Origin of the sequence: Streptomyces sp. ATCC 21386 (assembly GCF_018728545.1) — a bacterium.
GTDB lineage: Bacteria > Actinomycetota > Actinomycetes > Streptomycetales > Streptomycetaceae > Streptomyces.
Genome location: NZ_JAAVVL010000001.1, coordinates 3874166 through 3898384 on the forward strand (window position 1 = coordinate 3874166; position 24219 = coordinate 3898384).

Sequence of the window (24219 nt, forward strand, 5' to 3'; positions counted from 1 at the left end):
GATGTATCCATACGATAAAAGGTGCATATGGGTGAAATCCGATGGAATTCGCCCTGATGGCCGAATCCAGGTTGGGCCGTCCGAGCTGGGCTGTTGCGCGCGACGGGACTCGGTGTGATCTTTGCCTCGACTCTGTCCGCTGATGTGTGCGTCGAGCCAGTACCCTGGCGATTCACCCGTTCGGCTCGAGGCGTGTATGTGAGAGGTGGTCCCGGCGATGAGTGAAGCCCCCGACCCCGAGGTCGTGGAGCTGGCGACCAAGATCTTCGATCTGGCCCGCAGGGGCGAGACCGAGGCGCTCGTGGCGTACGTCGACGCGGGTGTTCCGGCCGATCTCACCAACGACCGCGGCGACTCCCTCGTGATGCTCGCCGCGTACCACGGTCACGCCGACGCAGTCCGGGCCCTCCTGGCCCGCGGCGGGGAGGCCGACCGTGTCAACGACCGCGGTCAGACTCCCCTCGCCGGGGCGGTCTTCAAGGGCGAGGAGAGCGTCATCCAGGTCCTCCTGGACGGCGGGGCCGACCCGGCCGCGGGCACTCCGAACGCGGTCGACACCGCCCGGATGTTCGGCAGGACACATCTGCTCGAACTGTTCGCGGCACACTGATCAACATGTTCTGACCAGGAAAAACACGAAAGACGGGGGAGGCGGTACGGGGCCGCCGGATATTTCGGTCGCGGCAGCGAGAACCGCCGGGTCATCATGACGTCGTGATTCACGGACATGATGGCTGGGCAGGTGTTGCCGCACCGCGTGGGCCGTGATGCGGTCCGCATGGGCCACCGACGAGAGGCAGAGGAAGATGGTCTTCAGCAAGCAAGAGACGGCGGGCGCTCCGACGTGTGGTCACGCGGCCAGGTAATGCAGGATTCCCGGTTGCGTCGACGCTTGATGTGAGGCTGTTTCCCATGTTCGAACCGGTCATAGCGCCCAGCGGTACGCTGCTCGGCCTGCTGCAGAGGGGCCGCGGCGACGGCACCCTGCACGCGCTCACCGCCCCGCGGGCCGAGGCGCTCGCGGCGCTGAACCACTGTGTGCTGAGCGACCCCCGCCACGACTGGCAGGTGGAGAACCGCTCGCTCTACTACGCCCGTCTCTACCTCGACCTGAGTGGTGAGCTCGACGAGATCGAGCGGCACCTCTTCGACGCCGAGGACCTGCTCGACACCGACGAGTCACGCACCGGGCTGGCCCTCGCGGTCCTCGGGCACCTCGCCTCGTACGGCAGGCGGGACGCGCTCGAACTGCTGCGCAGGTACGCCGCCGTGGGCACCAGCTGGGCCTGGGCCCTGGACGAGCTGGCCCTCAGGGACGACGACGAGGGGCTGCGCTCCCTCGCCGAACCCGTCCTGGCCCGTTTCGCCACCGATCCGGAGGGTGAGGCCGAGCTGGCCGTCGCCGTCCGTGACGCCTTCGAACCCCGGCCCTGGCGGCTGTGGGCCGACGACCCCCGCGAGGCGATCGCCACCCGCGTGCGCGCCGCCCACGAGACCGGCTGTTTCGACCGCTGGCAGCGGCAGATGCGACCCAGCGGGCCCCGGCCCGGGTGGAGTGTCAAGGCCGTCTTCGAATGGGCGCAGCAGGGCATCGAACGGGGAGCGGTCCTCCATGTGCCCGCGGCGCGGTGTCTGACCGCCGTCGCCGGCCCCGAGGACCGGCCCGAGATCCTCTCCGCCGCGCGGTCGGGCGACGACGGCGCCCGCTGCACCGCCTTGCGCTACCTCGCCGACGGCAACGATCCCGACGCCCTCGACCTGATCGAGGGCGCCGTGACCGACGGCACGACGATGGTCGTGGAGGCCGCCGTCGACGCCTTCGAACGGATGCGCAGTATGGCCGCCGTCGACCGGGCACGCGGCTGGGTGCACCGGCCCGATCCCCTGGGCGCCGCCGCCGGACGCATGCTCGCCTGTCTCGGCGGGACCAAGGACAGCGACCTGGTGCTGGGCGCGTTGCGCGAGGCCGTACGCGGCGAGGGACCGGACGCGCCGACCCTGTGGACGCTCGTCGACGGCACCGGACGCCTCGGCATCGTCTGCGCCGCGCCCGTCCTGCGCCACATCTACCGCGAGACCGCCTCCTCCCACCTCCGCGGCCGCGCCGCTCGCGCGCTAGCCGCCACCGACCCCTCCTTCGCCGCCGGCTTCGCCGTCGAGTGCCTCTGGGACTGCGAGGAGACCACCCGCGAGATCGCCGCCCGGCACGCCGAGACGGGAGACGCCCGCGTCGTCGACCAGCTCCGCCGGCTCGCCGCCGATCCGGCCGAGGAGGACGACGTCCAGACAGCCGTACGCAGCCGAATCGGTCCTGACATGCCCGCAATGTGAACACGGGGTGACCCGGAGATCAGGCGGGCATGGACACGGCCTGACCTGGACAGGTGTGCAGCGCAACGCTCATGGGACGTTCCCCGCGCGGAAAGATCCACGTTGACGCGGCCACGTCCAGCACGACGACAACACCGGTATGCGTGTCGTCATAGTGACCGAGTCTTTTCCCCCCGATGTGAACGGCGTGGCCCACTGCGCCCTGCAGACCGCGCGGCACCTCGTCGCGCGGGGGCACGCCCCGCTCGTCGTGGCCCCGGCCACCGCCCAGGGAACCGGTGCCGGAGCCGACCTCCGGGCGCCGTGCCCCGTCGTCCGCGTCCCCTCCCTCCCGCTCCCGGGCTACCCCCAGGTCCGCGTCGCCCTGCCCAGTCGCCGGGTCGCGGCGGCGATCGTCGAACACCGGGCCGACATCGTCCACCTGGCCAGCCCCTTCGTCCTCGGCGTGCGGGGCATGGCGGCCGCCGCCCGCCTGGGTGTCCCCGCCGTCGCCATCTACCAGACCGACCTCGCCGGATACGCCCGCACCTACGTGCACGCCGGTGAGGCGGCGGCCTGGCGGCGCATCCGCTCCGTGCACGCCGCCGCCGACCGCACCCTCGCCCCCTCCAGCGCGGCCCTGCGCGACCTGGAGGCACACGGCGTGCCACGGGTCAGCCTGTGGCCGCGCGGCGTCGACACCGTCCGGTTCCGCCCCGACCTGCGCGACGAGGCACTGCGCCGCGAACTGGCCCCGAACGGTGAGCTGATCGTCGGCTACGTCGGCCGTCTCGCCCCCGAGAAGCAGATCGAACTGCTCGCCGGGGTGTGCGGTCTGGAGGGCACGCGGGTCGTGGTCGTGGGCGACGGGCCGAGCGAACCCGGGCTGCGCGAAGCGCTGCCGGGAGCGGTCTTCCTGGGCCGCCGCACCGGCGACGAACTCGCGCGGATCTTCGCCTCGTTCGACGTCTTCGCCCACACCGGCCCCTTCGAGACCTTCTGCCAGACCGTGCAGGAGGCCATGGCCAGCGGGGTGCCCGTGGTGGCGCCCGCCGCCGGGGGCCCGCTGGACCTGGTCGCCCACGGGCGCACGGGTCTCCTGGTCCCGCCGCGCGACGCGGCCGCCGTACGCGACGCCGTGTGGTCGCTCGCCGCCGACCCGGCACTGCGGGCCGCCTACGGGGCCGCCGGACGGGCCATGGTCGAGGGGCGCACCTGGGCGGCCGTCGGTGACCAGCTCATCGGGCACTACGCCGACGTGCTGACGGCGCGGACGGCGGTGGCGGCATGAGCACCACTGCCGACGGGGCATCGAGGAACGGTGTCCGGACAGGGCTGCGGATCGTGCGGCTCGCCAACTTCGTCGCGCCCTCCTCCGGCGGACTGCGGACCGCGCTGCGGGAACTGGGCCGCGGCTACGAGGCGGCCGGACACGAGGCCGTGCTGGTCGTGCCCGGAGAGCGGTACACCGACCGCGCGACCGAGCAGGGGCGGGTGATCACACTGCCCGGACCGCTGCTGCCGGGCACCGGCGGCTATCGCGTCCTCATGGACAGACGACGGGTGGCGGGACTCCTGGAGTCGCTGGAGCCGGACCGGCTGGAGGTCTCCGACCGGACCACACTGCGCTGGACGGGGAAGTGGGCCCGGCGGGCCAGGGTGCGCGCGGTGATGGTCTCGCACGAGACCGCCGACGGGGTGCTGCGGACCTGGGGGCTCTCCGAGGGCATGGCCAGGCGAACCTCGGACGCCCTCAACGTCCGTACGGCCCACACCTACTCGCGGGTGGTGTGCACCACCGAGTTCACCGAACGGGAGTTCGTGCGGATCGGCGCGCGGAACGTCGTCCGGGCACCCCTGGGTGTCGACCTCGTGGGACGCCACCCCGCCCTGCGCGACCGGGGACTGCGGGAGCGGCACGCGCGCGTGGACGAGATCCTGCTGGTGATGTGTTCCCGGCTGTCCGTGGAGAAACGGCCCGGCACGGCCGTCGACGCCCTGGAGGCGCTGCTCGCGCGCGGACGGCGCGCCGTGCTGGTCGTCGCCGGGGACGGGCCGCTGCGCGGCAGGCTGGAACAGCGCGCCCGAGGGCTGCCGGTGACCTTCCTGGGCCACGTGGGCGACCGCGGGACGCTGGGCGCCCTGCAGGCGTCCGCCGACGTGGCCCTGGCCCCCGGCCCCGCCGAGACGTTCGGTCTGGCCGCCCTGGAGGCCATGGCCTGCGGTACGCCCGTGGTGGCCAGCTCCTCCTCCGCGCTGCCGGAGGTCATCGGAGCCGCGGGCGCCACGGCTGCGGACAACGGGAGGTCCTTCGCGGACGCCGTCGAACTGCTGTTGGACCGCTCCGAGGACGAGCGCAGGGAGGCGGCACGCGCGCGTGCCGAGTGCTTCGGCTGGCAGGCCGCGGTGGACGCCTTCCTCGCCGCGCACGACGCGACCGTCGGACGCCCGGTGCGGGAGGGCGTGGGATGAGAGCCCGGCGGTTCGTGGCCCTCGGCGACTCCCTCACCGAGGGCGTGGGCGACCCCGTCGCGGCCGGCTGGCGGGGCTGGGCCGCGCTGCTCGCCGACGGGCTCGGACCCGGCGTGGAGTTCACCAACCTGGCCGTCAGCGGTTCCCAGACGCGCGACGTCCTGGACCGGCAACTGACCGCCGCGCTCGACCTCCGCCCGGACGTCGCCTCGGTCGTCATCGGCGTCAACGACACCCTGCGGTGCACCTTCGACATCCACGCCGTCGCCGCCCGTCTCGACACGGTCTACGGCGCCCTCCGGGCGTCCGGAGCCGTGCTGCTCACCGCCTGTCTGCCCGACCCCGGGGCGATGCTCGGCCTGCCCGGGGCGCTCGCCCGGCCCCTCGCCCGGCGGCAGCGGGCCGTCAACACCGTCGTGCACGCGCTGTCCGAGCGCCACGGCGCCGTCCATCTGCACGCGTCGGAGGGTGCCTGGCTGACGGACCGCGCGATGTGGAGCGCGGACCGGCTGCATCCCGGCGAGCGGGGGCACCGGCAGCTCGCCCTCCGCTTCCACGCCCTGCTCGCCGGGGCGGGAGTCGCCACGGGCCCCGCGCCCTCCGCCGAGCCAGACTCCCCGGCCCCCACCCGCGGAGCCGGCCTGTGGTGGCTGGCCACCGCGGGGACGGGCTGGGTGGCCCGGCGCTGCACCGACCTGCTCCCGCAGCTCCTCGCCCTCGCCGCCGCCGAGGTGCGCCACAAGGCGCGCGGCACCAGCGCCCGCCTGGACCTGTCCGCCTCCCATGCGGTGGCGTCCGCCCTGGCCGCGCTGTCCGTCGCCGAGCAACGGCCGGAGGTGGCGTGAGGCGGCCCGGGGCGCCCGCTCCGCCGCCGGGCGCCGCCCCCGGTCAGCGACGGTGGCGGACGGCGACGAACCGCACCGGCGTGCCCGGCGTGGCCTGGGCCGCGCCGGGCAGGTCCGCCGGGTGGACGACCGCGATCACCGGATAGCCCCCGGTGGTCGGATGGTCGGCGAGAAAGACGACCGGGCGGCCGTCCGGCGGCACCTGGACGGCGCCCAGCACCATCCCCTCGCTGGGGAGTTCACCTGCCCGGGAGCGCTCCAGGGCGGGCCCTTCCGTCCGCAGCCCGATGCGGTTGCTCGCGGACGACACGGCATAGGGATGCCGGGTGAGGGTGCGCAGCGCCGCGTCGGTGAACCAGTCGTCGCGTGGACCCAGGGTGACGCGCAGCACCAGCTCCGAGGGCGGCGCCGGATGCGGGACGACGTCCACGCGCGCGTGCGGGCGGCCCGGGCGGCCGAGCGGGAGCACGGTGCCGTCCGTCAGCGGGGGCGGGCCGAGGCCGGACAGCAGGTCCGTGGAGCGGCTGCCCAGCACCGGTTCGACGGCCACACCGCCGCAGACCGCCAGATAGCCGCGTACGCCGGAGCGGGCGGGGCCGATGTCGAGGAGGGCCCCGCCGGGGACCCGCACCGGCGCGCCCCACGGGGCCGGACGGCCGTCCACCGTGACCGGACCGGGTGCGCCGGTCACGGCCACGGTGACCGGCGAGCGCGGGCGCACGGAGCAGCCGCTGAGGGTGGTCTCCAGCACCGCCGCGTCCGGGGCGTTGCCCACCAGACGGTTGGCCAGGGCGGCCGCCGGTGCGTCCAGGGCGCCCGAGCGGGGCACACCGAGGTGGGCGTGGCCGGGCCGGCCCCGGTCCTGGACGGTGGTCAGGGCGCCCGCGCGGACCACCACGAGGGCATCGTCCGTCACGGCGTCTCCAAGGGGGTGAAGCGGACCCGGGTGCCCGGCGCCAGCAACGCGGCCGGCACGCGCGCGTGGTCCCACAGCACCGCGTCCGTCGTACCGATCAGCTGCCAGCCGCCCGGGGACGCCCGGGGGTACACGCCGGTGTACGGGCCCGCCAGGGCGACCGACCCCGCCGGGACCGAGGTGCGCGGGGTCGCCCGGCGCGGGACCTCGCGGGGCAGTCCCGTGAGATAGCCGAAGCCGGGGGCGAAGCCGCAGAACGCCACGCGGTACTCGGCACCCGCGTGGATGCGGGCCACCTCGGCCTCGTCGACGCCCCAGTGCGCGGCGACCTCCGGCAGATCGGGGCCGTCGTACCGTACGGGGATCTCGACGACGTCCTCCGCACGCGGCGGGACCGGCGGGATGTCCCAGGAGGCGAGGCGTTCGGCGAGGCGGGACGGAACGTCGAGGCCGTCCAGGAGGACCGTGCGGGCGGCGGGGACGATCTCGGTCGCCGACAGCTCGCCCGTCGCGCGGCGGCGCAGCAGCTCGGCGTGCAGGGCCGCGGCCTCCTCGCCCGTCCCCACCTCGATCAGCAGGGCGCGGTCCCCGACCGGCAGTGCTCTCATGAGAACGCCTCCACGCGCACGCCCGCCGCCTCCAGTGCGGCCCGCACCCGCCGGGCCAGCTCCACCGCGCCCGGTGTGTCGCCGTGCAGACACAGGGAGCGGGCCCGCACGGGAATGCGCGCGCCGGAGTGGGACGTCACCGTGCCGTCGTCGGCGAGGCCCACCGACCGTGCCACCACCGCGTCGCCGTCCGTGATCACGGCACCGTCCTGACCGCGCGGCACCAGCGTGCCCGCGTCGGTGTACGCGCGGTCCGCGAACGCCTCGGTGACGGCGGGCAGCCCCGCCTCCTCCGCCAGCGCGAGGAGGCGCGAGCCGGGCAGTCCGAGGACGGGCAGCGTGGCGTCGGCGAGGCGTACCCCGTCGACGACCGCCGCCGCCTGCCGCTCGTCGCGCACGACGCGGTTGTAGAGCGCGCCGTGCGGCTTCACGTACGACACGCGCGTGCCCGCCGCGCGTGCGAAGACCTCCAGGGCACCGATCTGGTACGCCACCTCGGCCGCCAGTTCGGCGGGCGGCACGTCCATCGCGCGCCGCCCGAAGCCCGCCAGGTCGCGGTACGAGACCTGGGCACCGATCCGGACACCGCGCTCGGCCGCCAGTTCGCAGACCCGCCGCATGGTGATCGCGTCCCCCGCGTGGAAGCCACAGGCCACGTTGGCGCTGGTGACGACGGAGAGCAGCCGCTCGTCGTCGGTCAGCGTCCAACGGCCGAAGCCCTCGCCGAGGTCGGCGTTCAGATCGATGGAGCTCATGGATCCCATTCTCCCGCTCGGGTGTGTCAGAGGACTCGGTACTGCTCGTCGCGGGCGTCGGTCAGGAACATCTGCCCCGGTGCGTGCGTGATCGCGAACGAGGGGCGTGAGGCCGTCACGGCGGCCTGCGGTGTCACCCCGCAGGCCCAGAACACCGGGATGTCGTCCGGCTCGGCGTCCACGGGGTCGCCGAAGTCCGGACGGGACAGGTCGGCGATGCCGAGGCCCGTCGGCTCGCCGCAGTGCACCGGAGCACCGTGCACGGCCGGCAGCAGACTGCTCTCCCGGATCGCCGCCGCCAGGTGCGCGGGTGGCACCGGGCGCATCGACACCACCATCGGACCGTGCAGCCGCCCGGCGGGCCGGCACATGCGGTCGGTCACGTACATCGAGACGTTGCGGCCCTGCTCGACGTGGCGCATCGGCACGCCCGCGGCGGTCAGCGCCGACTCGAAGGTGAAGCTGCAGCCGATCAGGAACGACACCAGGTCCTCGCGCCAGACGTCGACCACGTCTGTCGGCTCGCCCACCAACTCGCCGTCCTCCCAGACCCGGTAGCGCGGCAGATCGGTGCGCAGGTCCGCGCCCGGGGCCAGCGGGGTCGTCCACGCTCCGGCGTCCGTGACGTCGAGCACGGGGCACGGCTTGGGGTTGCGCTGGCAGAACAGCAGCATGTCGTAGGCCCAGTCGGCGGGCACCGAGATCAGGTTCGCCTGGGTGTGTCCGGCGGCCACCCCGGCGGTGGGGCCCGCGGCGCCCGAACGGAACCGGGCGCGTGCGCCCTCGGGGGTCCACGCGTGCGCGCGCGGGTCGGCGGCGGCGAAGGGGCGGTCGTAGGGGGTGGCGGGGGCGGCCGGACGCTCGTGCGCAGTGGCGGCCGGGCCGGCGTGCCGCGTGGTCATGTCGTTCACACGAGTTCCCTTCCACGTGTCTCGGGGAGGCCGAGCAGGGCCACCGCCGCCAGGCCGTAGCCGAGCGCGCCGAAGACCAGCGCGCCGCCCACGCCCCAGCTGTCCGCGAGGAAGCCGACCGTGGTCGGGAAGACGGCGCCGACCGCGCGTCCGGTGTTGTACGTGAAGCCCTGCCCGGTGCCCCGGACGGCCGACGGGTACAGCTCGCTGAGGAAGGAGCCGAAGCCGCTGAAGATGGCCGACATGCAGAACCCGAGCGGGAAACCGAGCACCAGCAGCAGCGTGTTGGCACCGTCGGGGATGTTCGCGTACGCCAGGATGCACAGCGCCGAGAGCACGGCGAAGAGCCAGATGTTCCGGCGGCGGCCCAGCACGTCGGTGAGATAGCCGCCGGTGAGATAACCGACGAAGGCACCGGAGATCAGGAACGTGAGGTAGCCGCCGGTGCCGACGACCGACAGACCGCGCTCCGTCTTCAGATAGGTCGGCACCCAGGTCGCCAGGGTGTAGTAACCGCCCTGGACGCCGGTGGAGAGCAGCACCGCGAACACCGTGGTGCGCAGCAGCCCCGGAGCGGAGGCCGTGCCCGGCCGGAAGATCACGGCGAACGAGCCCTTCTCGGCGCTCCGCTCACGTGCGGCCGCGGCCTTCGGCGCGTCCTCGACCGAGCGGCGCACCCAGATCACGAGCAGCGCGGGCAGCGCGCCGGTCCAGAACATCACGCGCCAGGCCAGGTCGTCGTCGAGGAAGGAGAAGACCATCGTGTAGACGATCACGGCCAGACCCCAGCCTACCGCCCACGAGCTCTGGATCGCGCCGAGCGTACGCCCGCGGTGCTTGGCGCTCGCGTACTCGGCGACGAGGATCGCGCCGACCGCCCACTCACCGCCGAAGCCGAGCCCCTGGAGGGCACGGAAGACCAGCAGGGTCTCGTAGTTGGGCGCGAAGCCGCAGGCCACGGTGAACACGGCGTACGTGATCACGGTGATCATCAGCGCCTTCACCCGGCCGATCCGGTCCGCGAGCACACCCGCGGCGGCGCCGCCGATGGCCGAGACGACCAGGGTGACCGTGGTGAACAGCCCGGTCTGGCCGTTGTCCAGACCGAAGTAGGCCGTGAGCGCGACCATGCTCAGCGGCAGCGTGAAGTAGTCGTAGGAGTCGAGGGCGTAGCCGCCGAACGCGCCGCCGAAGGCGCGGCGGCCGCGCGGGCCGAGGGCCCGCAGCCAGCCGAAGGGGCCGTCGTCGGCGACGGGGCCGTCGCGGTGAGGTTCGCTCGTGGAGGTCAGGGCCTGGGAGGGAGGGTTCGCGCTCATGAGCACCTCGCGGTGAGGGGGGAGGGTTCGTGAGGACTGAGCCGTGGAGAGGGGGCGCCTGTCCAGCAAGGTAGAGGATCGTTGAACGATCCTTCAATACCCCTGTTGTTTCGTTCTCGTGTCTGCGCTTGAATTCCGGCATGGCCGCCGAACTGACGGGACTTGCCGACGACCGCGCCCTCCTGGGACGCACCAGCACCGCCGAGCGGGTTGCGGACATCCTTCGCAGCCGTATCGCCGAAGGCTTCTTCCCCCCTGGGACCCGGCTCTCCGAGGACAGCATCGGCGGTGCCCTCGGCGTCTCCCGCAACACCCTCCGCGAGGCGTTCCGCCTGCTCACCCATGAACGTCTCCTCGTCCACGAGCTCAACCGGGGCGTCTTCGTCCGGGTGTTGACCGTCGAGGACGTGGAGGACATCTACCGCACCCGCCGCCTCGTCGAGTGCGCCGTCGTGCGCGGGCTCGGGGACCCGCCGTACCGCCTGGAGGGGCTCGCCGAAGCCGTCGCGGAGGGGCAGCGGGACGCCCGCGAAAGTGACTGGAAAGGCGTGTCCACCGCCAACATCCACTTCCACCGCGAGCTGGTCGCGCTCGCCGGCAGCGCCCGCACCGACGAGCTGATGCGCAGCGTCTTCGCCGAACTCAGGCTCGCGTTCCACGTGGTGGACAATCCGCGCGAGCTGTACGAGCCGTACCTGGCGCGCAACCTGCTCATCCTGCGGACGCTGCAACGGGGGGAGCGGGCCGAGGCCGAGCGCATGCTGGTCGAGTATCTCGACGACTCGCTGCGGCGCATGGTCGAGGTCTACGGGCGGAGGGTGCGGCACGGCGGCCCGTGAGCGGCCGCCCCGTGAACGTTGCCGTGGCTCATCCGGCGGCTCGGCGGCTCGTCGGGAGGCTCGGCGGCTCGTCGGGCGGCGCGTTTGGGTCGTTGTCAGACCCAGGACCTAGTCTGTGCACCGTGACTTCACCCGCATCGACGGACAGCGTTCCGCCCCAGCTCAGCGCGGGGCCGCGCCCCGCGCAGGGGCCGGCTGCCGACGAGGGACTGGCGCGGCGGCTGCGCGCGCTCGCCTGCACCGCGCCGCTGCACGACCTGGACGCGCGCAAGGCGAACCTCGCCGGTGAGTACACGGTGTACGGCATGGCCGAGGTCGCGCTCGCCGCCATCGACCTGGTCACCCTGAACATGGACTTCGACACGGGCGCGGACCACGACCAGATCGTCGCCCGCCTCATTCCGCGCATCGCCGCCCAGGCTCCCGGGCGACCCGTCGAGGAGCACGAGCGGGTGGCCCGCTGGGTCCTGGAGAACCTGATCAACGTCGGCAGCGTCGACCGCGGCTTCCGGGCGGTGTACGGGACCTTCACCCCCGACGGCACCTACGTCCGCCGCGACTACGACTTCAAACTGATCGAGGAGGTCCCTGGCTACGGCGGCGGTGTCTATCTCCGCACCACCGACGAGGCCGTCAACGTACTCGTGGGCGCCCTCGACACCGACGTCACCAGCGCCCAGATCGCCGCCGAGGTCAAGCTGGAGGTCCTGATCAGCCGGGGCCGCCTCGCCGACGCCCAGCTCGCCGCCGAGCAGGCCCGCTACCGGACCGTGCAGTACTCCGAGACGCTGCGCAAGGCCCTGGACGCGACCCGGCGCAACGTCCGCGCGGTCGACTGGCTCCAGAGCGTGCCCGACATGATCGCCGAGGCCCTCGACCACGTCGCCGACCGCTATCGCCACGAGAACGCGATCCTCACGAACATCCGCAAGGCCCGGGACGAGTCGGAGGATCCCGAGCAGAAGCGGCGCGCCGCCGAGCTGGTCGACATCGTCAAGGACTGCATCCGGCGGCACACACAGCTGCAGTCCCGCCTGCTGGAGGCCGGTCCGCTGTTCCGTGCCGAGCAGGACCGACAGGCCTTCGCCACCCCGATGACGACCTCCGGGATAGATCTGTACGGGCATCTCGTCGGACCCCTGCTGCCCCTGCCCGTGGAGCAGGCGCGACGGGTGACCGACGCGTTCTTCGCTCGTGGCACCGGTCTGCGCACACCCGGATCCGTGCGGGTCGGGGACCTCGTGGAGCTGCTGTTCACCCCGCCCGTCGAGCGGGAGCACCTCGGGGTGGAGATGCCGGAGCCCGATCTGATCGCCACGCCCGACGACAGCCGGTTCAGCGAGGAGCAGCTGGCGGCGGCCAAGGCGCTGCTGGATCTGCCGGCGGACGCGCCCCGGCGGCTGTCCGGGCTGTTGGCCGAGGCACGGCTCCAGGACCCCGAACTGCCTTATCTGGTCGCCCTGTTGGCTGTGCACGCGGCGAGTCCGCCGGTCGGTACGGCCTATCGGCAGGGGGAGGAGAGGCTGCTGTTCGCCGTGGACGACGGGACGGAGCTGGACGACCCCGAGTTCGGTGGGGCCGATCTGATCGTGGGCATGGCTCTGCTGGATTCCGCCGGCATGGCGGCGGACAGGGAGGCGCTGTGAGGACGCCGTCGGGAATCCGGCCGTCGGCGGTGGGCGGCCGGTTCGTGGCTGACCGCGCCCATGCGGCGGAGCCGCGCATGTCACCGTCCCGCGCCCCTGCGAGGGCGCTTGCCGTTCCCCCTGGTTATGAGATCGAGGAGTTCTTGTCGTGAGTGAGCATGTCGAGTGGAGTGAGCCGGAGACGGCAGCCGCTCCGGTGGCTGCCGCCCTCACTCCCGCCGACGCCGCCGACGCAGCTCGGCTCGTCTCCTTCGGGCTTCAGCCGAAGCTGCAGCCCGCCCGGGACCAGGAGTACGGAGAGCTGTTGCGCCGGTACCGCGAGGATCCGCCGTTCGCCCGGCTCGCCGACGCCGTCGCCACCGGGCTGGGGCTGGTCGTCCTGGAGGTGTCGCCGCGGGCGGGGATGGCGGTGACGGCCGCCGAGGACTCCGTCTTCGCGGTGCGGATGGGCGAGTACGCACGGCGGACGTCGGCGGACTCGGTGGACCGCTTCCTGCACGGGCTGGCGCACCTCGCGGTGGCCGCGATGGCCTTCCCCCGCCCGGAGGACCTCGCGGACGACGGATACATCGGGCGGGTCTCGGTCAACGGCGTCGACGCCTTCGTACGGCAGGCCTGTCGGCGGCTGGAGGAGCGGGCCGAGGAGCAGGGCGAGAACACCGACCCGGCGACCGACGCGCCCGGCCTGGAGTCGGCCTGGCGGATCTGGGCGCGACGCAGCTCCACCGGGGCCACCAAGGACGCCCGCCGGCTCGCCGGGTCCACCACCGGCATCATCGGCAAGGCGGTCGGCTTCCTGACCGACTCGGGCTTCCTCCAGCGCACCGGCGACGACAACGGCGGTACGTATCGCACGACCGCGCGTTATCAGCTCCAGGTGCGGGACATGGCGGGCAGTGCCGCGATGGCGGAACTGCTGGAACTGGGCGTCGTACCGGTCACCGACGGCTCGGCCACGCTGCTGCCCGCCGAGGACACCGACGACCTGGAGCTGGTCGCCGACGCCGGACTGCCGTTCCACTCCTGACCCCGACCTCCGTCCCCGACCACCGTCCTCGACCTCCCTCCCCCCGCACGATCCACCGTCACGACCGCGAAAGTCCGCCGCCATGTACGAGCTGTCCCGGGTCCGCCTCTACTCCATCGGGCCGGCCGGTGCGCGCTACGCCGACACCGTGCTGGACCTGAGAGGTGTGGGCGAGTACGTGCCCGACCCCGCGCCGCAGCAGGCGGAGTTCTTCGAGGACGAGCCGACCGAGCCGCCGCGCAGGCCCGCGCCGGCCGGGGTGCTCTTCCTGGAGAACGGCGGCGGCAAGTCCGTACTGCTCAAGCTGATCTTCTCGGTGATGCTGCCGGGCCACCGGAACACGCTGGGCGGCGCAAGCTCCGGAGTGCTACGGAAGTTCCTGCTCGCGGACGACTGCGGCCACGTCGCCCTGGAGTGGCAGCACACGCTGACCGGCGAGTGCGTGGTCGTGGGCAAGGTCAGCGAGTGGCGGGGGCGGCAGGTCTCCAACGATCCGCGGAAGTTCGCCGAGGCCTGGTACTCCTTCCGGCCCGGCCCGGGTCTGAGCCTCGACAATCTGCCCGTCGCCGAGTCCACCGCCGTACGGCCGTCCGTCGAGGGCGCGTCCGGCGCGCGGGGGCGGCGGCGGACCATGAAGGGGTTCCGGGACGCCCTCACCGACGCGGGCAAGGCGTATCCGCACCTCGAAGTGCACTGGGAGGAGATCCACGACCGCTGGAACGAGCATCTGACGGACCTCGGTCTCGACCCCGAACTCTTCCGCTACCAGCGCGAGATGAACGCCGACGAGGGCGAGGCCGCCGGACTCTTCGCGGTGAAGAAGGACTCCGACTTCACCGACCTGCTGCTGCGGGCCGTGACCGACACCCGGGACACCGACGGACTGGCCGACCTCGTCTCCGGATTCGGCAACAAGCTCGGGCGGCGGGCGGAGCTGATCGCCGAGCGGGACTTCACGGCCGGGTCCGTGGATCTGCTGGGCCGGATCGTGGAGGCGGCCGAGGGGAGGTCCAGGGCCCGGGACGTCCACGCGGGCGCCGAGCGGCGCACCCGCACCCTGGCGCGGCGCCTGTCGGCGCGGGCCGCCCGGGAGCGACTGCGGGGCACCGATCTCGCCCAGCGCGTCACCGCGGCCGCCTACGCGGTCACGCACTCCGAGGCCGCCCGGGACCGCAGCGCCCTCATCGCCGCCGAACTGGCCTACCGGCACGCCTCGTTGGCGCTCGCCGCCGCGGAGAAGTCGGCCGCGGCACAGAAGCGGGAGCTGGCCGACGCGCGCACCCTGCACTCCGCCTGGCAGGCCGCCGAGGCGGTGCTCAGGCACCGGGCCGCCGCCGACCGCGTCGCCCGGGTGGCGTCCGCCATCCAGGAGGCCGAACGGGACGCCGCCCCCGCGCTCGCCGCCCGCGCCAAGGCCGCCGTCGACCTCGTACGCGCCCTGCACGCAGCCGCCGAGAGCGCCGAGGACCTCGCGAACGAGGGCGAGGAGAAGTCGGCCGCGCTGCAAGAGGTCGGCGAGGCCGCCTACCGGGACTCCACCGTCGCCGCCACCGAGGCACAGCGCGCCCGCAGCGAGGTGGGACACCTCAAGCAGCGGCTCAGCGAGGTCGAGCAGGAGACCGCCGAGGCGGTCCGCGCGGGCTGGCTGGACGACAGCGCGCCCGACGCCGACCCGGCCAGGGCCGCCCTCGCCGCCAGCGACGCCGAGAAGACGGCCGTCGCCGCCTGGGACACCGCGCGCGAGGCCTCGCGCCGCGCCTCCGAGCACGCCCGGGAGGCGGCCGCCGCCGAGTCCCGCGCGGAGCTCACGGCCGCCCGCGCGGCGGACGCGGCGATCGCCGCCGAGCGCGCCTACGACGGGGAGCGACGCACCGCGGAGGCCCTCGCGGCGGAGGAGCGGCTGGCGGAGCTGCTGAGTCTGCCGGGTGCCGTGGGCCGGACAGCGGGCGTGGTGCCGGGCGCGGTGCCGGGTCCTCGCAGGGGAGGGGACGAGGCCGACGCGGACGGCGCGGCGGGTGTCGCCGCCGGTGCTCGGTCGTCCGGCGCGGACGCCGTCGGCGGCCCCCTCACCCCCGAGGAGCTGGACCGCTTCGCCGACGAACTGCGCGAACTGCTCGACGAGAACGTGTCGTCCGCCGAGCGCCACCTCTTCGAGCTGCGGACCGCCGCGGCCGACGACTCCCGCATCCTCGGCGCCCTCGGCGACGGCGGACTCCTGCCCCCCGGCCCGGACGTCCTGGCCACCGTCGAGTTCCTCGGTGAGCACGGCATCCCCGCCCTCCCCGGCTGGCGCTACCTCGCCCAGGCCGTCGACCCCACCGACCACGCCCGAGTGCTCGCCGCGCGCCCCGAGCTGGTCGACGGCGTGATCATCACCGACCCGGACTCGCACGCCCGGGCCCGCGAGGCACTCTGCGACGCCGCACTGCTCCCGAGGTCCGCCGTGGCCGTCGGCACTGCCGCCGCCCTGCTGGCCCCGACGCCACCGATGGACGCGGGCGACGGGCACGCGTCCGACGTCTTCCTCGTCCCGCCGAACCCTGCCATGCACGACGAGCACGCCGCCGACGAGGAGCGGCAGGCGCTGCGCGCGCGGGCCGGCGAGCGGGACGAGGAGATCCGGGAGCTGGCGGCCCGCCTCGGCAAGGACAGGGAGCTGGCGGCCCGGCTCTCCTCCTGGCGCACGGGCTGCCCGGCGGGACGGCTCACCGAACTGGCCGACACCGCGCGGGAGACGCGCGCCTTCGCCGAGGAGGCCGAGGCGGAGCTCGCCGAGGCGCGGACCGTTCGGGCCGAGGCCGAGGAGGCGGCCGCCGAGGCGGCTCAGGTGCGGGACGAACGGCAGGAGGCTGCACAGAAGTCCCGCCGTGCCGCCGACGCCCTCGCCGGACTGGCCTTCCGGCTGCGCGAGCGGGCCGGCTGGCAGGTCAAGCTCCGTGAACTCGCCGACGAGGCCGCCGAGTCCGAGGCCCGCGCCCAGGCCTGTCTGGAGCGGGCCCGCGCCGCCGACGAGGACCGGCGCGCCACCCAGCGCGGCGCGGACGACGCCCGCCGCACGGCGCGTGCGCTGCGCGCCGAGCGCGCCGAGATCGCGGGCGCCCCCGACGACGTACCGGAGACGGACTCCGACGCGCCCAAGCAGCCCCTCGCAGCCCTGCGCGAGGCATACCGCGCCGCGTCCCAGGTGTACGAGAAGGTCGGCGTCGGTGCCGACCTGAGGGCCGAGCAGGCGCGGGCCGAGAGCGACGAGAGCGCCGCGATCGCCGAGCTCGACCGGCTCACCAACAAGGTCCGCAACCGCGCCGAGCAACTGCTCCAGTCGCCCGACGGCTCCGACGGGCCGTCGCGGCAGGCGGCGGCCGCGCGTGCCGAGGAACTCGTCCAGCTCCTGGAAACCCGGATGTCCACCGCGAGCGAGCAACTCGGCCGGTTGCGCGGCGAGGCCGAGCGGCACGCGCCGGAGGACGGCGAGGCGCACACCGAACTGCCCGAGGAGCTGCTCCCGCGCGACGCCGACCACGCCCAGGCCCTGCTGCGTACGGCCACCGCCGAACTGGCCGCCCGCGCCGAGGCGTTGACACAGGCCCGGGAAGCCCACGCCGAGCTGCTGGAGTCCCACCGCGCCGCCGAGGACGCGGCCGGTGGCTTCGACGAGACCGCCGCCCTCCTGCGGGACCTCCTGCGCGACCACTCCGCTGACGACGACCAGGAGGAGCCCGAGCCCTACCCCGGAGGGCTCGAAGAGGCCCGCAGGGCCGCCGCGGAGGCCCGCCGCTCCCTGCGCGGCTGCGCCGCCGACCTCTCCGCCGCCGAGGGCTCCGTGCGCGAGGCGAGCGACGTCCTCGTCCGCCACGCCAACTCCACGCGCTACGAACAGGTCCGCACGCCCGCCCGCCAGCAGATCCGGGAGCTGCCCGCCGCCTCGCTCCCGGAACACGCACAGAAGTGGGCCGACGCGTTCGCGCCCCGACTCCGGGTCCTCACCGACGAGTTGGCCCAGCTGGAGCGCAACCGGGACTCCATCGTCGACCGGCTGCGGGGCCTCGTGGAGTCGGCCCTCGCGACCCTGCGCTCCGCCCAGCGGCTCTCCCGGCTCCCCGAGGGCCTCGGGGAGTGGTCCGGCCAGGAGTTCCTCCGGATCCGCTTCGAGGAGCCCGACCAGGCCACCCTCACCGAACGTCTGGGCGAGGTCGTCGACGAGGCGACCCGCGCGGCCGTGAAGAAGAACTCCGACATGCGCCGCGACGGCATGTCCCTGCTGCTGCGGGGCGTCAGCGCCGCGCTCCAGCCCAGGGGCGTCGCCGTGGAGATCCTCAAGCCGGACGCGGTGCTGCGGGCCGAGCGCGTCCCCGTCGGTCAGATGGGTGACGTCTTCTCCGGCGGCCAGCTGCTCACCGCGGCCATCGCCCTGTACTGCACGATGGCGGCGCTGCGCAGCAACGACCGGGGCCGGGACAAGCACCGTCACGCCGGCACCCTGTTCCTGGACAACCCCATCGGACGCGCCAACGCGACATACCTGCTGGAACTCCAGCGGGCGGTCTCGGACGCCCTCGGCGTCCAGCTCCTCTACACCACCGGTCTGTTCGACACGACGGCCCTGGCGGAGTTCCCCCTGGTCATCCGCCTGCGCAACGACGCCGACCTACGAGCGGGCCTCAAGTACATCAGCGTGGAGGAACACCTCCGCCCGGGCCTGCCCCAGCAGCCCCAGCCGGGAGAGACGGCCCACACGGAGATCACGGCGACGAGGATGTACAAGAGGCCCACCACGGCCGCGCCCTGAAAGGGCGCGGGGAACTGCGCGACCAGCCACAACGGACCCGCAGTTCCCCACGGCCCTGCCAGTGCGGGGACTACGCGTCGGCTTTCAAAAGATCCGCACACTTCTCGCCGATCATCATCGTCGTGATGCACGGATTCACGGTCACCAGATCCGGCATCACCGACCCGTCCGCCACCCGCAGCCCTTCGATCCCCTTCACCCGCAGTCGCGCGTCCAGCGGGGCCGAGGCGTCGTCGTCCGCACCCATCTTCACCGTGCAGGCCGGGTGGTAGACGGTGTTGTGGGTCTTGCGGATGTAGTCGAACAGTTCCTCGTCGGTCCGTATGTCGGGTCCGGGCGCCAGCTCGGCCCCGGCCCACCCGCTCAGCGCCGGCTGCGCCGCGATCCGCCGGGCGAGCCGGAGACCGTACGTCATCACGCGCACGTCGTGCTCGTGCGTGAAGTAGCGCGGGTCGACCTTCGGCTTGTCCCGGTAGTCGCGGGTGCGCAGCCGCACGGTGCCCCGGGACTTCGCCCGCGTCACGTTCGGTGTCAGACAGAACGCGTTCTCGGACGTGGGGTAGCCGTGCCGGGCCGTGTTCATGTCGAACGGCACGGACCCGTAGTGGAACATCAGGTCCGGCCGGTCCAGGCCCGGTTCGGTGTCGTAGAAGATGCCCGCCTCCCACCACTGGTTGGACGAGGTGGGCATCGGCTGTGCGGCCTCCCACATGATGACGCCCTCGGGGTGGTCCTGGAGGTTCTCGCCGACGCCCGCCGAGTCCACGACCACGTCGACGCCCACCTCGCGCAGCTGTTCGGCGGGGCCGATGCCGGAGAGCATCAGGATCTTGGGGGTGTCGATGGCGCCGCAGGAGACGATGACCTCACGCCGCGCGCGCACCGTCCGGGTGTGGATCAGGTCCGGGTCCAGATACTCGGCGCCGACGCAGCGCCGCCCGTCGAGCACCAGCTTCTTGGCGCGGACCCCGGTGCGCACGTCCAGGTTCGGACGCCGGCCCATGATCGGGTGCAGATACGCCACCGACGAGGACTGGCGGATGTTGTTCTCGTCGGAGTTGATCTGGAACCAGTTGGCGCCCCGGATCACCGTCGTGCCCGTGTTGAACGGCGTCGTCGGGATACCCGCCTGGACGCACGCCTCCAGCAGGGCGTTGCCGCACGGGTCCTCGCTCTTGATGGTGCGCAGCTTCACCGGTCCGGACCGGCCGTGGTGGTCACCGGGCGCGTCGTTGGTCTCCAGCCGCTGGTAGAGCGGGAAGAGATCGGCCGCCGACCAGCCCGTGCAGCCCGCGGCCGCCCAGTCGTCGAGGTCCTCCGCCGGTGCCCAGAAGGCGATGCAGGAGTTGTGGGACGAGCAGCCGCCGAGGACCTTCGCCCTCGCGTGCCGCATGAAGCTGTTGCCGCTGTCCTGCGGTTCCACCGGGTAGTCCCAGTCGTAGCCGGACTCCAGCAGGCCCATCCAGCGTTCCAGCTTCAGGACGTCGTCGTCGCCGACGTCGCTGGGACCCGCCTCCAGGACGCACACTGTGACCGACGGGTCCTCGGAGAGTCTGGCCGCCACCACGTTGCCCGCGGTGCCGCCGCCGACCACAACGTAGTCGAACTCGTCTTCGAACATGGGGAGTTGACCTCCTGGGTACTGTGCTGTCGAGCTGCTGTGCCGTGCCGTGCCGTGCCGGGCCGTGTTGTGCCGTGCAGTGCTGGGCGGAGCTCAGTCCGCCGCCGGGGCGACGAGAGGGGCGGCGGGCGGCGTGGTGCCGGCCTCGGGGACCACGCGGTGCTCGGCGAGCACGCCGGTCTTGTGCCGCTGGACGAACCAGTAGTAGGCGAAGCCGCCGCCGGCGATGATCCCGACGAAGAGGACCGCGCCCCACTGCAGGTACCAGTGGAAGGGGGCGGCCGCGTTGTAGACCGCGGCGCGCGGCCAGATCAGGTTGAGGGTCATGCCCGCGCCCCACAGCACGGCGAGGATGTTCACGGGCAGGCCCCAGCGGCCCAGCGAGAACCGGCCGTCCCCGGCGGGCTGCCACGTGCCGCGCAGCCGCGCCACCAGCATCGGCACGGTGACGCCCAGATAGGCCAGGTAGATCATGATGATGCCGATGCTGGTCACCACGGTGAAGATCTGCGGCTGACGGATGTTGACCACGAGGATCGCCAGCGCCAGCACGCCGATGATGACGGTCGGCAGGACCGGCGTCTGGAAGCGCGGGTGGATCTTGGCGAGCTTCGAGGAGGCGGGCAGGTTGTTGTCCCGGGCCATGGCGAAGGTCAGCCGGACGGCGGCGGTGTGTACGGCCAGGGCGCACACGGTGACCGCGATCAGGACGCACCAGAGCATGGCCTTGCCGGCCGTCGGGCCGAGCACGTTGAGCACGACGTACTGCAGGCCGTCCGTGGACAGTTGCTCGCCCTTCAGGCTGGAGACGCTCATCAGCGCCAGCAGCAGGATCAGACCGCCGAGCAGGAACGAGGCGACGATCGCCCGGATGATCGCGCGCGGCGCGTTCCGGGTCGGGTCCAGGGACTCCTCACCGAGCGAGGCGGCCGTGTCGAAGCCGTACATGACGTACGCCGAGGCCAGCGACGCCACGAGGAACGCGCCCAGGTAGCCGTTGCCGTAGCCGTCCCCCGTGCCGTTGGTCTCCAGGACCACCTGCGGGCCGCGGGTGATGTGGACGGCGAACAGCACGATCAGGACGACGGTGGCGATCAGCTCGATGAACACGCCCGCGGTGTTGATCCGTGCCATCAGCTTGACGCCGAAGGCGTTCACCAGGGTGGTGAACAGGATCAGCACCGCGGCCAGGACGACCGCGTTGGTCGCCACGTCGTACTTGCCGGTGCCGTCCCCGACGAGCTGGAACACGTCGGAGATCTGCGGCAGCGTCAGCTGGTAGGCCAGCGCGACCGCCGCGATCGACACGACGGAGGCGGCCAGCATCATCCAGCCGGCGAGCCAGCCCAGATGCGGATTGCCTATCTTCTTCGACCAGTTGTAGACCGAGCCCGCGACCGGGTAGCGGGCCGCCAGCTCGGCGAAACAGAGCGCGACCATGAACTGGCCGACGAACACCATCGGCCAGGACCACCAGTAGGCCGGGCCGCCACTGGCGAAGCCGAAGTAGAACAGCTGGAAGGTGCCGGTCAGGATCGAGATGTAGCTGATCCCGGCGGCGAAGGTGTGGAAGTTGCCCAGGGTGCGCTTGAGTTCGGGCTTGTAGCCGAACTCGGTGAGTTCGGTGTCGTCGGAGGAGTTCTTCGGTCCGGTGGGTTGCTCGATGGTCGTCATGAGCGGACTCCTGGTGGGCCTGGGGGAGGGGAGGGGGGAGCGGCTCTGCGGGTGCCGAGAACAGCGGACTAGGCGAACCAACCCTGCGGTGCCGGGGCCGTGTTGCGCCAGATGTGCTTCGCCTCGCGGTACTCGGCCAGTCCCGCCGGCCCGAGCTCACGGCCGAATCCGGACTGCTTGAAACCGCCCCACTCGGCCTGCGGCACATACGGGTGGTAGTCGTTGATCCACACCGTGCCGATCCGCAGCCGGGCCGCCGTCCGCCGGGCCCTGGCCTCGTTCGTCGTCCATACGGCGCCGGCCAGACCGTAGATGGTGTCGTTGGCCAGCCGTACGGCCTCGTCCTCGCTGCTGAACCGTTCCACCGTCAGCACCGGCCCGAACGACTCGTCCTGGACCACGGACATCGAGGCCGTGCACTCGTCCAGGACGGTCGGCAGGTAGTAGAAGCCCTTGTCGTACGCGTCACCGCTCGGCCGTTCGCCGCCGCAGCGCAGCACCGCGCCCTCGGCGATGCCCCGGGCGACGTACTCCTCGACCTTCGCGCGGTGGGCGGCGGAGATCAGCGGGCCGGTCTGTGCCCGCTCGTCGAAAGGCCCGCCCAGCCGGATCTCCCGCGCCCGGCGGACGACCTCGTCGACGAACCGGTCGTGCAGCGAGTCCTCCACCAGCAGACGGGCGCCCGCCGAGCAGACCTGCCCCGAGTGCAGGAAGACCGCGGTCAGCGCCATGTCGACGGCCGTGTCGAAGTCGGCGTCCGCGAAGACGATGTTCGGGTTCTTGCCGCCGAGTTCCAGGGCGACCTTCTTCACGCTCGCGGCGGCGTTGGCCATCAGCCGACGGCCGGTCTGAAGACCACCGGTGAACGAGACCAGGTCCACATCGGGGTGGTCCGACAGCGGGGCACCCGCCTCGGGACCGGCGCCCAGGACGAGGTTGGCCACGCCCTCCGGCACCCCGGCCTCCGCCAGCAACCGCATCAGATGGATCGCGGTGTGCGGGGTCAGCTCGCTCGGCTTCAGCACGAACGTGTTGCCGGCCGCGAGCGCCGGAGCGACCTTCCAGGCCGTCTGGAGCAGGGGATAGTTCCAGGGGGTGATCAGCGCGCACACCCCGACCGGCTCGTACACGACCTGGCTGTCGACATCCGGCTGACCCGTGTCGACGACCCGGCCCGTCTCGGCGGTCGCCGCACGCCCGAAGTAGCGGAAGCAGTTCGCGATGTCGTCGATGTCGTACTCGCTCTCCACCAGCCGCTTGCCGGTGTCGAGGGACTCGGCGCGGGCGAGCGCGTCCTTGTCGCGCACGAGGAGGTCCGCCACCCGGAGCAGCAGGTCACCGCGGTCGGCGGGCGAGGTGGTGGGCCACGGGCCCTCGTCGAAGGCGCGCCGCGCGGCGGTGATCGCCTCCACGGTGTCCTTGGCGCCGGCCTCGTCGACGACCGCGACCAGGCTGCCGTCGGCGGGGCAGCGGATCTCACGTGTCCGGCCGTCGAGCGCGGATCGCCATGCTCCGCCGATGAAAAGTTCGGGCATGTCTTTCGTTCCTCCTGGTCAGCGCCGTACGGCAGGCGCCCTCGCGGCTGAGCGCCTAACCGGAAGACTGCGTTCTATGCCCAAGAGGGAGTCAAATGTGACAGCCAACACGCCTGGTCAGGAGTCTCGCCCTCGGCGAGAGACGACAGGAGGAGACGGCGGGGCGGCACAACCGCCGCCCGGAGGGGGCGGGCCCTTCTCGGAAGGCCCGCCCCTGCCGCCCTACGGGTGCGACAGCTGCCCGGCGCCACCCCGACGGCGTATTCGCGCCTGCGCACGCTCGGCCGCCCGTGCCTCACGGCGGGCACGCCGCCGCTCCCGGCGCAGCGAGCGCGCCGTGCTGCTCGGGGCGGAGACCACCCCGTTGCGCTGCTTCCACACCTGGCGGGTCACCCAGACGTCCAGGACGCCCCAGGTGGCCGCGATCGTGCTCGCCACGCTGCTCAGCACCATGGGGAACGCCAGCCAGGAACCCGCGAGGGTGCACAGGACCGCCACCATCGCCTGAAGCAGTGTCACCGCGATGATGAGGACCGCGCGCACCGCCGCCGTCCGCACCGGATCGGGCAGCCGCCGCCTGCGGGCCGGCTCCTCGATCCACAACGGCCGGTAATGCACCTGCTCTTCGTAGGCGCGCGGGGAGAGCCCCCGTTCTTCCACCGCGACGCCGACCCCCGTCAGGAGGCCGCGGTCCGGTGTACCAGCGCTCCGCGCCGCCACCTCGGGCGTCGCCGCTCCGTCACCGGACGCCGCGCGCCGCTCCGCCGTGCCCATCAACTCGTCACTCCCCACCGCCGGTGGACCAACAGATCCGGATCCATGGACCCGGCCCCCCACTGGTGCCCGACTTCCTCTGGTTTACGCCGCCTGAGAGCGGCCTGCGGGATCTGTGGCCGATTCCGCCCCCGATTCCCGTACTGAAAGACGATCGAGGTCCGTCGAAGATTCCCACGGAACG

Annotated in this window: 18 protein-coding genes; 9 read left to right on the plus strand and 9 right to left on the minus strand. The window is 72.9% G+C overall.

Annotated elements, in window-relative coordinates:
* The first annotated feature begins 217 nt into the window (after positions 1–217).
* From GWK25_RS16955 to GWK25_RS16975, 5 genes are all read left to right on the plus strand, one after another.
* The gene (locus GWK25_RS16955) at positions 218–610 is read left to right on the plus strand and encodes an ankyrin repeat domain-containing protein (RefSeq protein WP_215451037.1); all 393 of its coding nucleotides are present in this window, start codon (positions 218–220) and stop codon (positions 608–610) included.
* 302 nt (positions 611–912) lie between these two features.
* Positions 913–2331: a HEAT repeat domain-containing protein gene (locus tag GWK25_RS16960; protein WP_215451038.1), complete on the plus strand. Its 1419-nt coding sequence runs from the start codon at positions 913–915 to the stop codon at positions 2329–2331.
* Positions 2332–2470: 139 nt separating this feature from the next.
* Entirely contained in the window at positions 2471–3601 is a 1131-nt protein-coding gene (locus GWK25_RS16965; RefSeq protein ID WP_215451039.1) for a glycosyltransferase family 1 protein, read from the plus strand.
* Complete coding sequence (locus tag GWK25_RS16970) at positions 3598–4782, plus strand: glycosyltransferase (protein WP_215451040.1); 1185 nt, start codon at positions 3598–3600, stop codon at positions 4780–4782. The genes GWK25_RS16965 and GWK25_RS16970 overlap by 4 nt, the downstream gene beginning before the upstream one ends.
* Positions 4779–5627 carry an SGNH/GDSL hydrolase family protein gene (locus tag GWK25_RS16975; protein ID WP_215451041.1) on the plus strand — a complete coding sequence of 283 codons (849 nt, stop codon included), beginning with the start codon at positions 4779–4781 and terminating at the stop codon, positions 5625–5627. The genes GWK25_RS16970 and GWK25_RS16975 overlap by 4 nt, the downstream gene beginning before the upstream one ends.
* A gap of 43 nt (positions 5628–5670) precedes the next feature.
* Here GWK25_RS16975 and GWK25_RS16980 read toward each other — a convergent pair whose 3' ends face one another.
* Genes GWK25_RS16980 through GWK25_RS17000 form a run of 5 tightly spaced genes read right to left on the minus strand, consistent with a single transcriptional unit; the run spans position 5671 to position 10133 of the window.
* Positions 5671–6543 (minus strand): biotin-dependent carboxyltransferase family protein, encoded by an 873-nt coding sequence (locus GWK25_RS16980; protein WP_215451042.1) that lies wholly within the window; start codon positions 6541–6543, stop codon positions 5671–5673.
* The gene (locus GWK25_RS16985) at positions 6540–7151 is read right to left on the minus strand and encodes an allophanate hydrolase subunit 1 (protein WP_215451043.1); all 612 of its coding nucleotides are present in this window, start codon (positions 7149–7151) and stop codon (positions 6540–6542) included. Before GWK25_RS16985 ends, GWK25_RS16980 begins: the two co-directional genes overlap by 4 nt.
* Positions 7148–7906 carry a LamB/YcsF family protein gene (locus GWK25_RS16990; protein WP_215451044.1) on the minus strand — a complete coding sequence of 253 codons (759 nt, stop codon included), beginning with the start codon at positions 7904–7906 and terminating at the stop codon, positions 7148–7150. Before GWK25_RS16990 ends, GWK25_RS16985 begins: the two co-directional genes overlap by 4 nt.
* A 26-nt stretch (positions 7907–7932) precedes the next feature.
* Positions 7933–8817: a putative hydro-lyase gene (locus tag GWK25_RS16995; RefSeq protein WP_374200615.1), complete on the minus strand. Its 885-nt coding sequence runs from the start codon at positions 8815–8817 to the stop codon at positions 7933–7935.
* Positions 8814–10133 carry an MFS transporter gene (locus tag GWK25_RS17000; protein ID WP_215451045.1) on the minus strand — a complete coding sequence of 440 codons (1320 nt, stop codon included), beginning with the start codon at positions 10131–10133 and terminating at the stop codon, positions 8814–8816. The genes GWK25_RS16995 and GWK25_RS17000 overlap by 4 nt, the downstream gene beginning before the upstream one ends.
* Positions 10134–10273: 140 nt before the next feature.
* Between GWK25_RS17000 and GWK25_RS17005 the strand changes: the two genes are divergently transcribed.
* The 4 genes from GWK25_RS17005 (at position 10274) to GWK25_RS17020 (ending at position 18431) form a co-directional block, all read left to right on the plus strand.
* Positions 10274–10972, plus strand: coding sequence for a GntR family transcriptional regulator (locus tag GWK25_RS17005; RefSeq protein ID WP_215451046.1), 699 nt, complete (start codon positions 10274–10276; stop codon positions 10970–10972).
* A gap of 122 nt (positions 10973–11094) precedes the next feature.
* Positions 11095–12618, plus strand: coding sequence for a hypothetical protein (locus GWK25_RS17010; protein ID WP_215451047.1), 1524 nt, complete (start codon positions 11095–11097; stop codon positions 12616–12618).
* A gap of 148 nt (positions 12619–12766) precedes the next feature.
* Complete coding sequence (locus GWK25_RS17015; protein ID WP_184896517.1) at positions 12767–13645, plus strand: hypothetical protein; 879 nt, start codon at positions 12767–12769, stop codon at positions 13643–13645.
* A gap of 82 nt (positions 13646–13727) precedes the next feature.
* The gene (locus tag GWK25_RS17020; RefSeq protein ID WP_215451048.1) at positions 13728–18431 is read left to right on the plus strand and encodes a hypothetical protein; all 4704 of its coding nucleotides are present in this window, start codon (positions 13728–13730) and stop codon (positions 18429–18431) included.
* Between the two features lie 70 nt (positions 18432–18501).
* Here GWK25_RS17020 and GWK25_RS17025 read toward each other — a convergent pair whose 3' ends face one another.
* The 4 genes from GWK25_RS17025 to GWK25_RS17040 form a co-directional block, all read right to left on the minus strand.
* Positions 18502–20052, minus strand: coding sequence for a GMC family oxidoreductase (locus tag GWK25_RS17025; RefSeq protein ID WP_215451049.1), 1551 nt, complete (start codon positions 20050–20052; stop codon positions 18502–18504).
* Between the two features lie 93 nt (positions 20053–20145).
* Positions 20146–21726: an APC family permease gene (locus GWK25_RS17030; RefSeq protein ID WP_215451050.1), complete on the minus strand. Its 1581-nt coding sequence runs from the start codon at positions 21724–21726 to the stop codon at positions 20146–20148.
* 68 nt (positions 21727–21794) lie between these two features.
* Positions 21795–23261, minus strand: a complete 1467-nt coding sequence (locus GWK25_RS17035) for an aldehyde dehydrogenase family protein (protein ID WP_215451051.1) — start codon at positions 23259–23261, stop codon at positions 21795–21797.
* Positions 23262–23483: 222 nt separating this feature from the next.
* Positions 23484–24035, minus strand: a complete 552-nt coding sequence (locus GWK25_RS17040; protein ID WP_215451052.1) for a hypothetical protein — start codon at positions 24033–24035, stop codon at positions 23484–23486.
* Positions 24036–24219 lie beyond the last annotated feature (184 nt).

Bases quoted from the DNA above. Each gene is read 5' to 3' on its own strand.
- GWK25_RS17020 (WP_215451048.1), top strand. From the start codon at position 13,728: ATGTACGAGCTGTCCCGGGTCCGCCTCTACTCCATCGGGCCGGCCGGT.
- GWK25_RS16970 (WP_215451040.1), top strand. From the start codon at position 3,598: ATGAGCACCACTGCCGACGGGGCATCGAGGAACGGTGTCCGGACAGGG.
- GWK25_RS17040 (WP_215451052.1), bottom strand. From the start codon at position 24,035: ATGGGCACGGCGGAGCGGCGCGCGGCGTCCGGTGACGGAGCGGCGACG.
- GWK25_RS16985 (WP_215451043.1), bottom strand. From the start codon at position 7,151: ATGAGAGCACTGCCGGTCGGGGACCGCGCCCTGCTGATCGAGGTGGGG.
- GWK25_RS16955 (WP_215451037.1), top strand. From the start codon at position 218: ATGAGTGAAGCCCCCGACCCCGAGGTCGTGGAGCTGGCGACCAAGATC.
- GWK25_RS17035 (WP_215451051.1), bottom strand. From the start codon at position 23,261: ATGCCCGAACTTTTCATCGGCGGAGCATGGCGATCCGCGCTCGACGGC.
- GWK25_RS17025 (WP_215451049.1), bottom strand. From the start codon at position 20,052: ATGTTCGAAGACGAGTTCGACTACGTTGTGGTCGGCGGCGGCACCGCG.
- GWK25_RS17005 (WP_215451046.1), top strand. From the start codon at position 10,274: ATGGCCGCCGAACTGACGGGACTTGCCGACGACCGCGCCCTCCTGGGA.
- GWK25_RS16960 (WP_215451038.1), top strand. From the start codon at position 913: ATGTTCGAACCGGTCATAGCGCCCAGCGGTACGCTGCTCGGCCTGCTG.
- GWK25_RS16975 (WP_215451041.1), top strand. From the start codon at position 4,779: ATGAGAGCCCGGCGGTTCGTGGCCCTCGGCGACTCCCTCACCGAGGGC.
- GWK25_RS17030 (WP_215451050.1), bottom strand. From the start codon at position 21,726: ATGACGACCATCGAGCAACCCACCGGACCGAAGAACTCCTCCGACGAC.
- GWK25_RS17000 (WP_215451045.1), bottom strand. From the start codon at position 10,133: ATGAGCGCGAACCCTCCCTCCCAGGCCCTGACCTCCACGAGCGAACCT.
- GWK25_RS16965 (WP_215451039.1), top strand. From the start codon at position 2,471: ATGCGTGTCGTCATAGTGACCGAGTCTTTTCCCCCCGATGTGAACGGC.
- GWK25_RS16990 (WP_215451044.1), bottom strand. From the start codon at position 7,906: ATGAGCTCCATCGATCTGAACGCCGACCTCGGCGAGGGCTTCGGCCGT.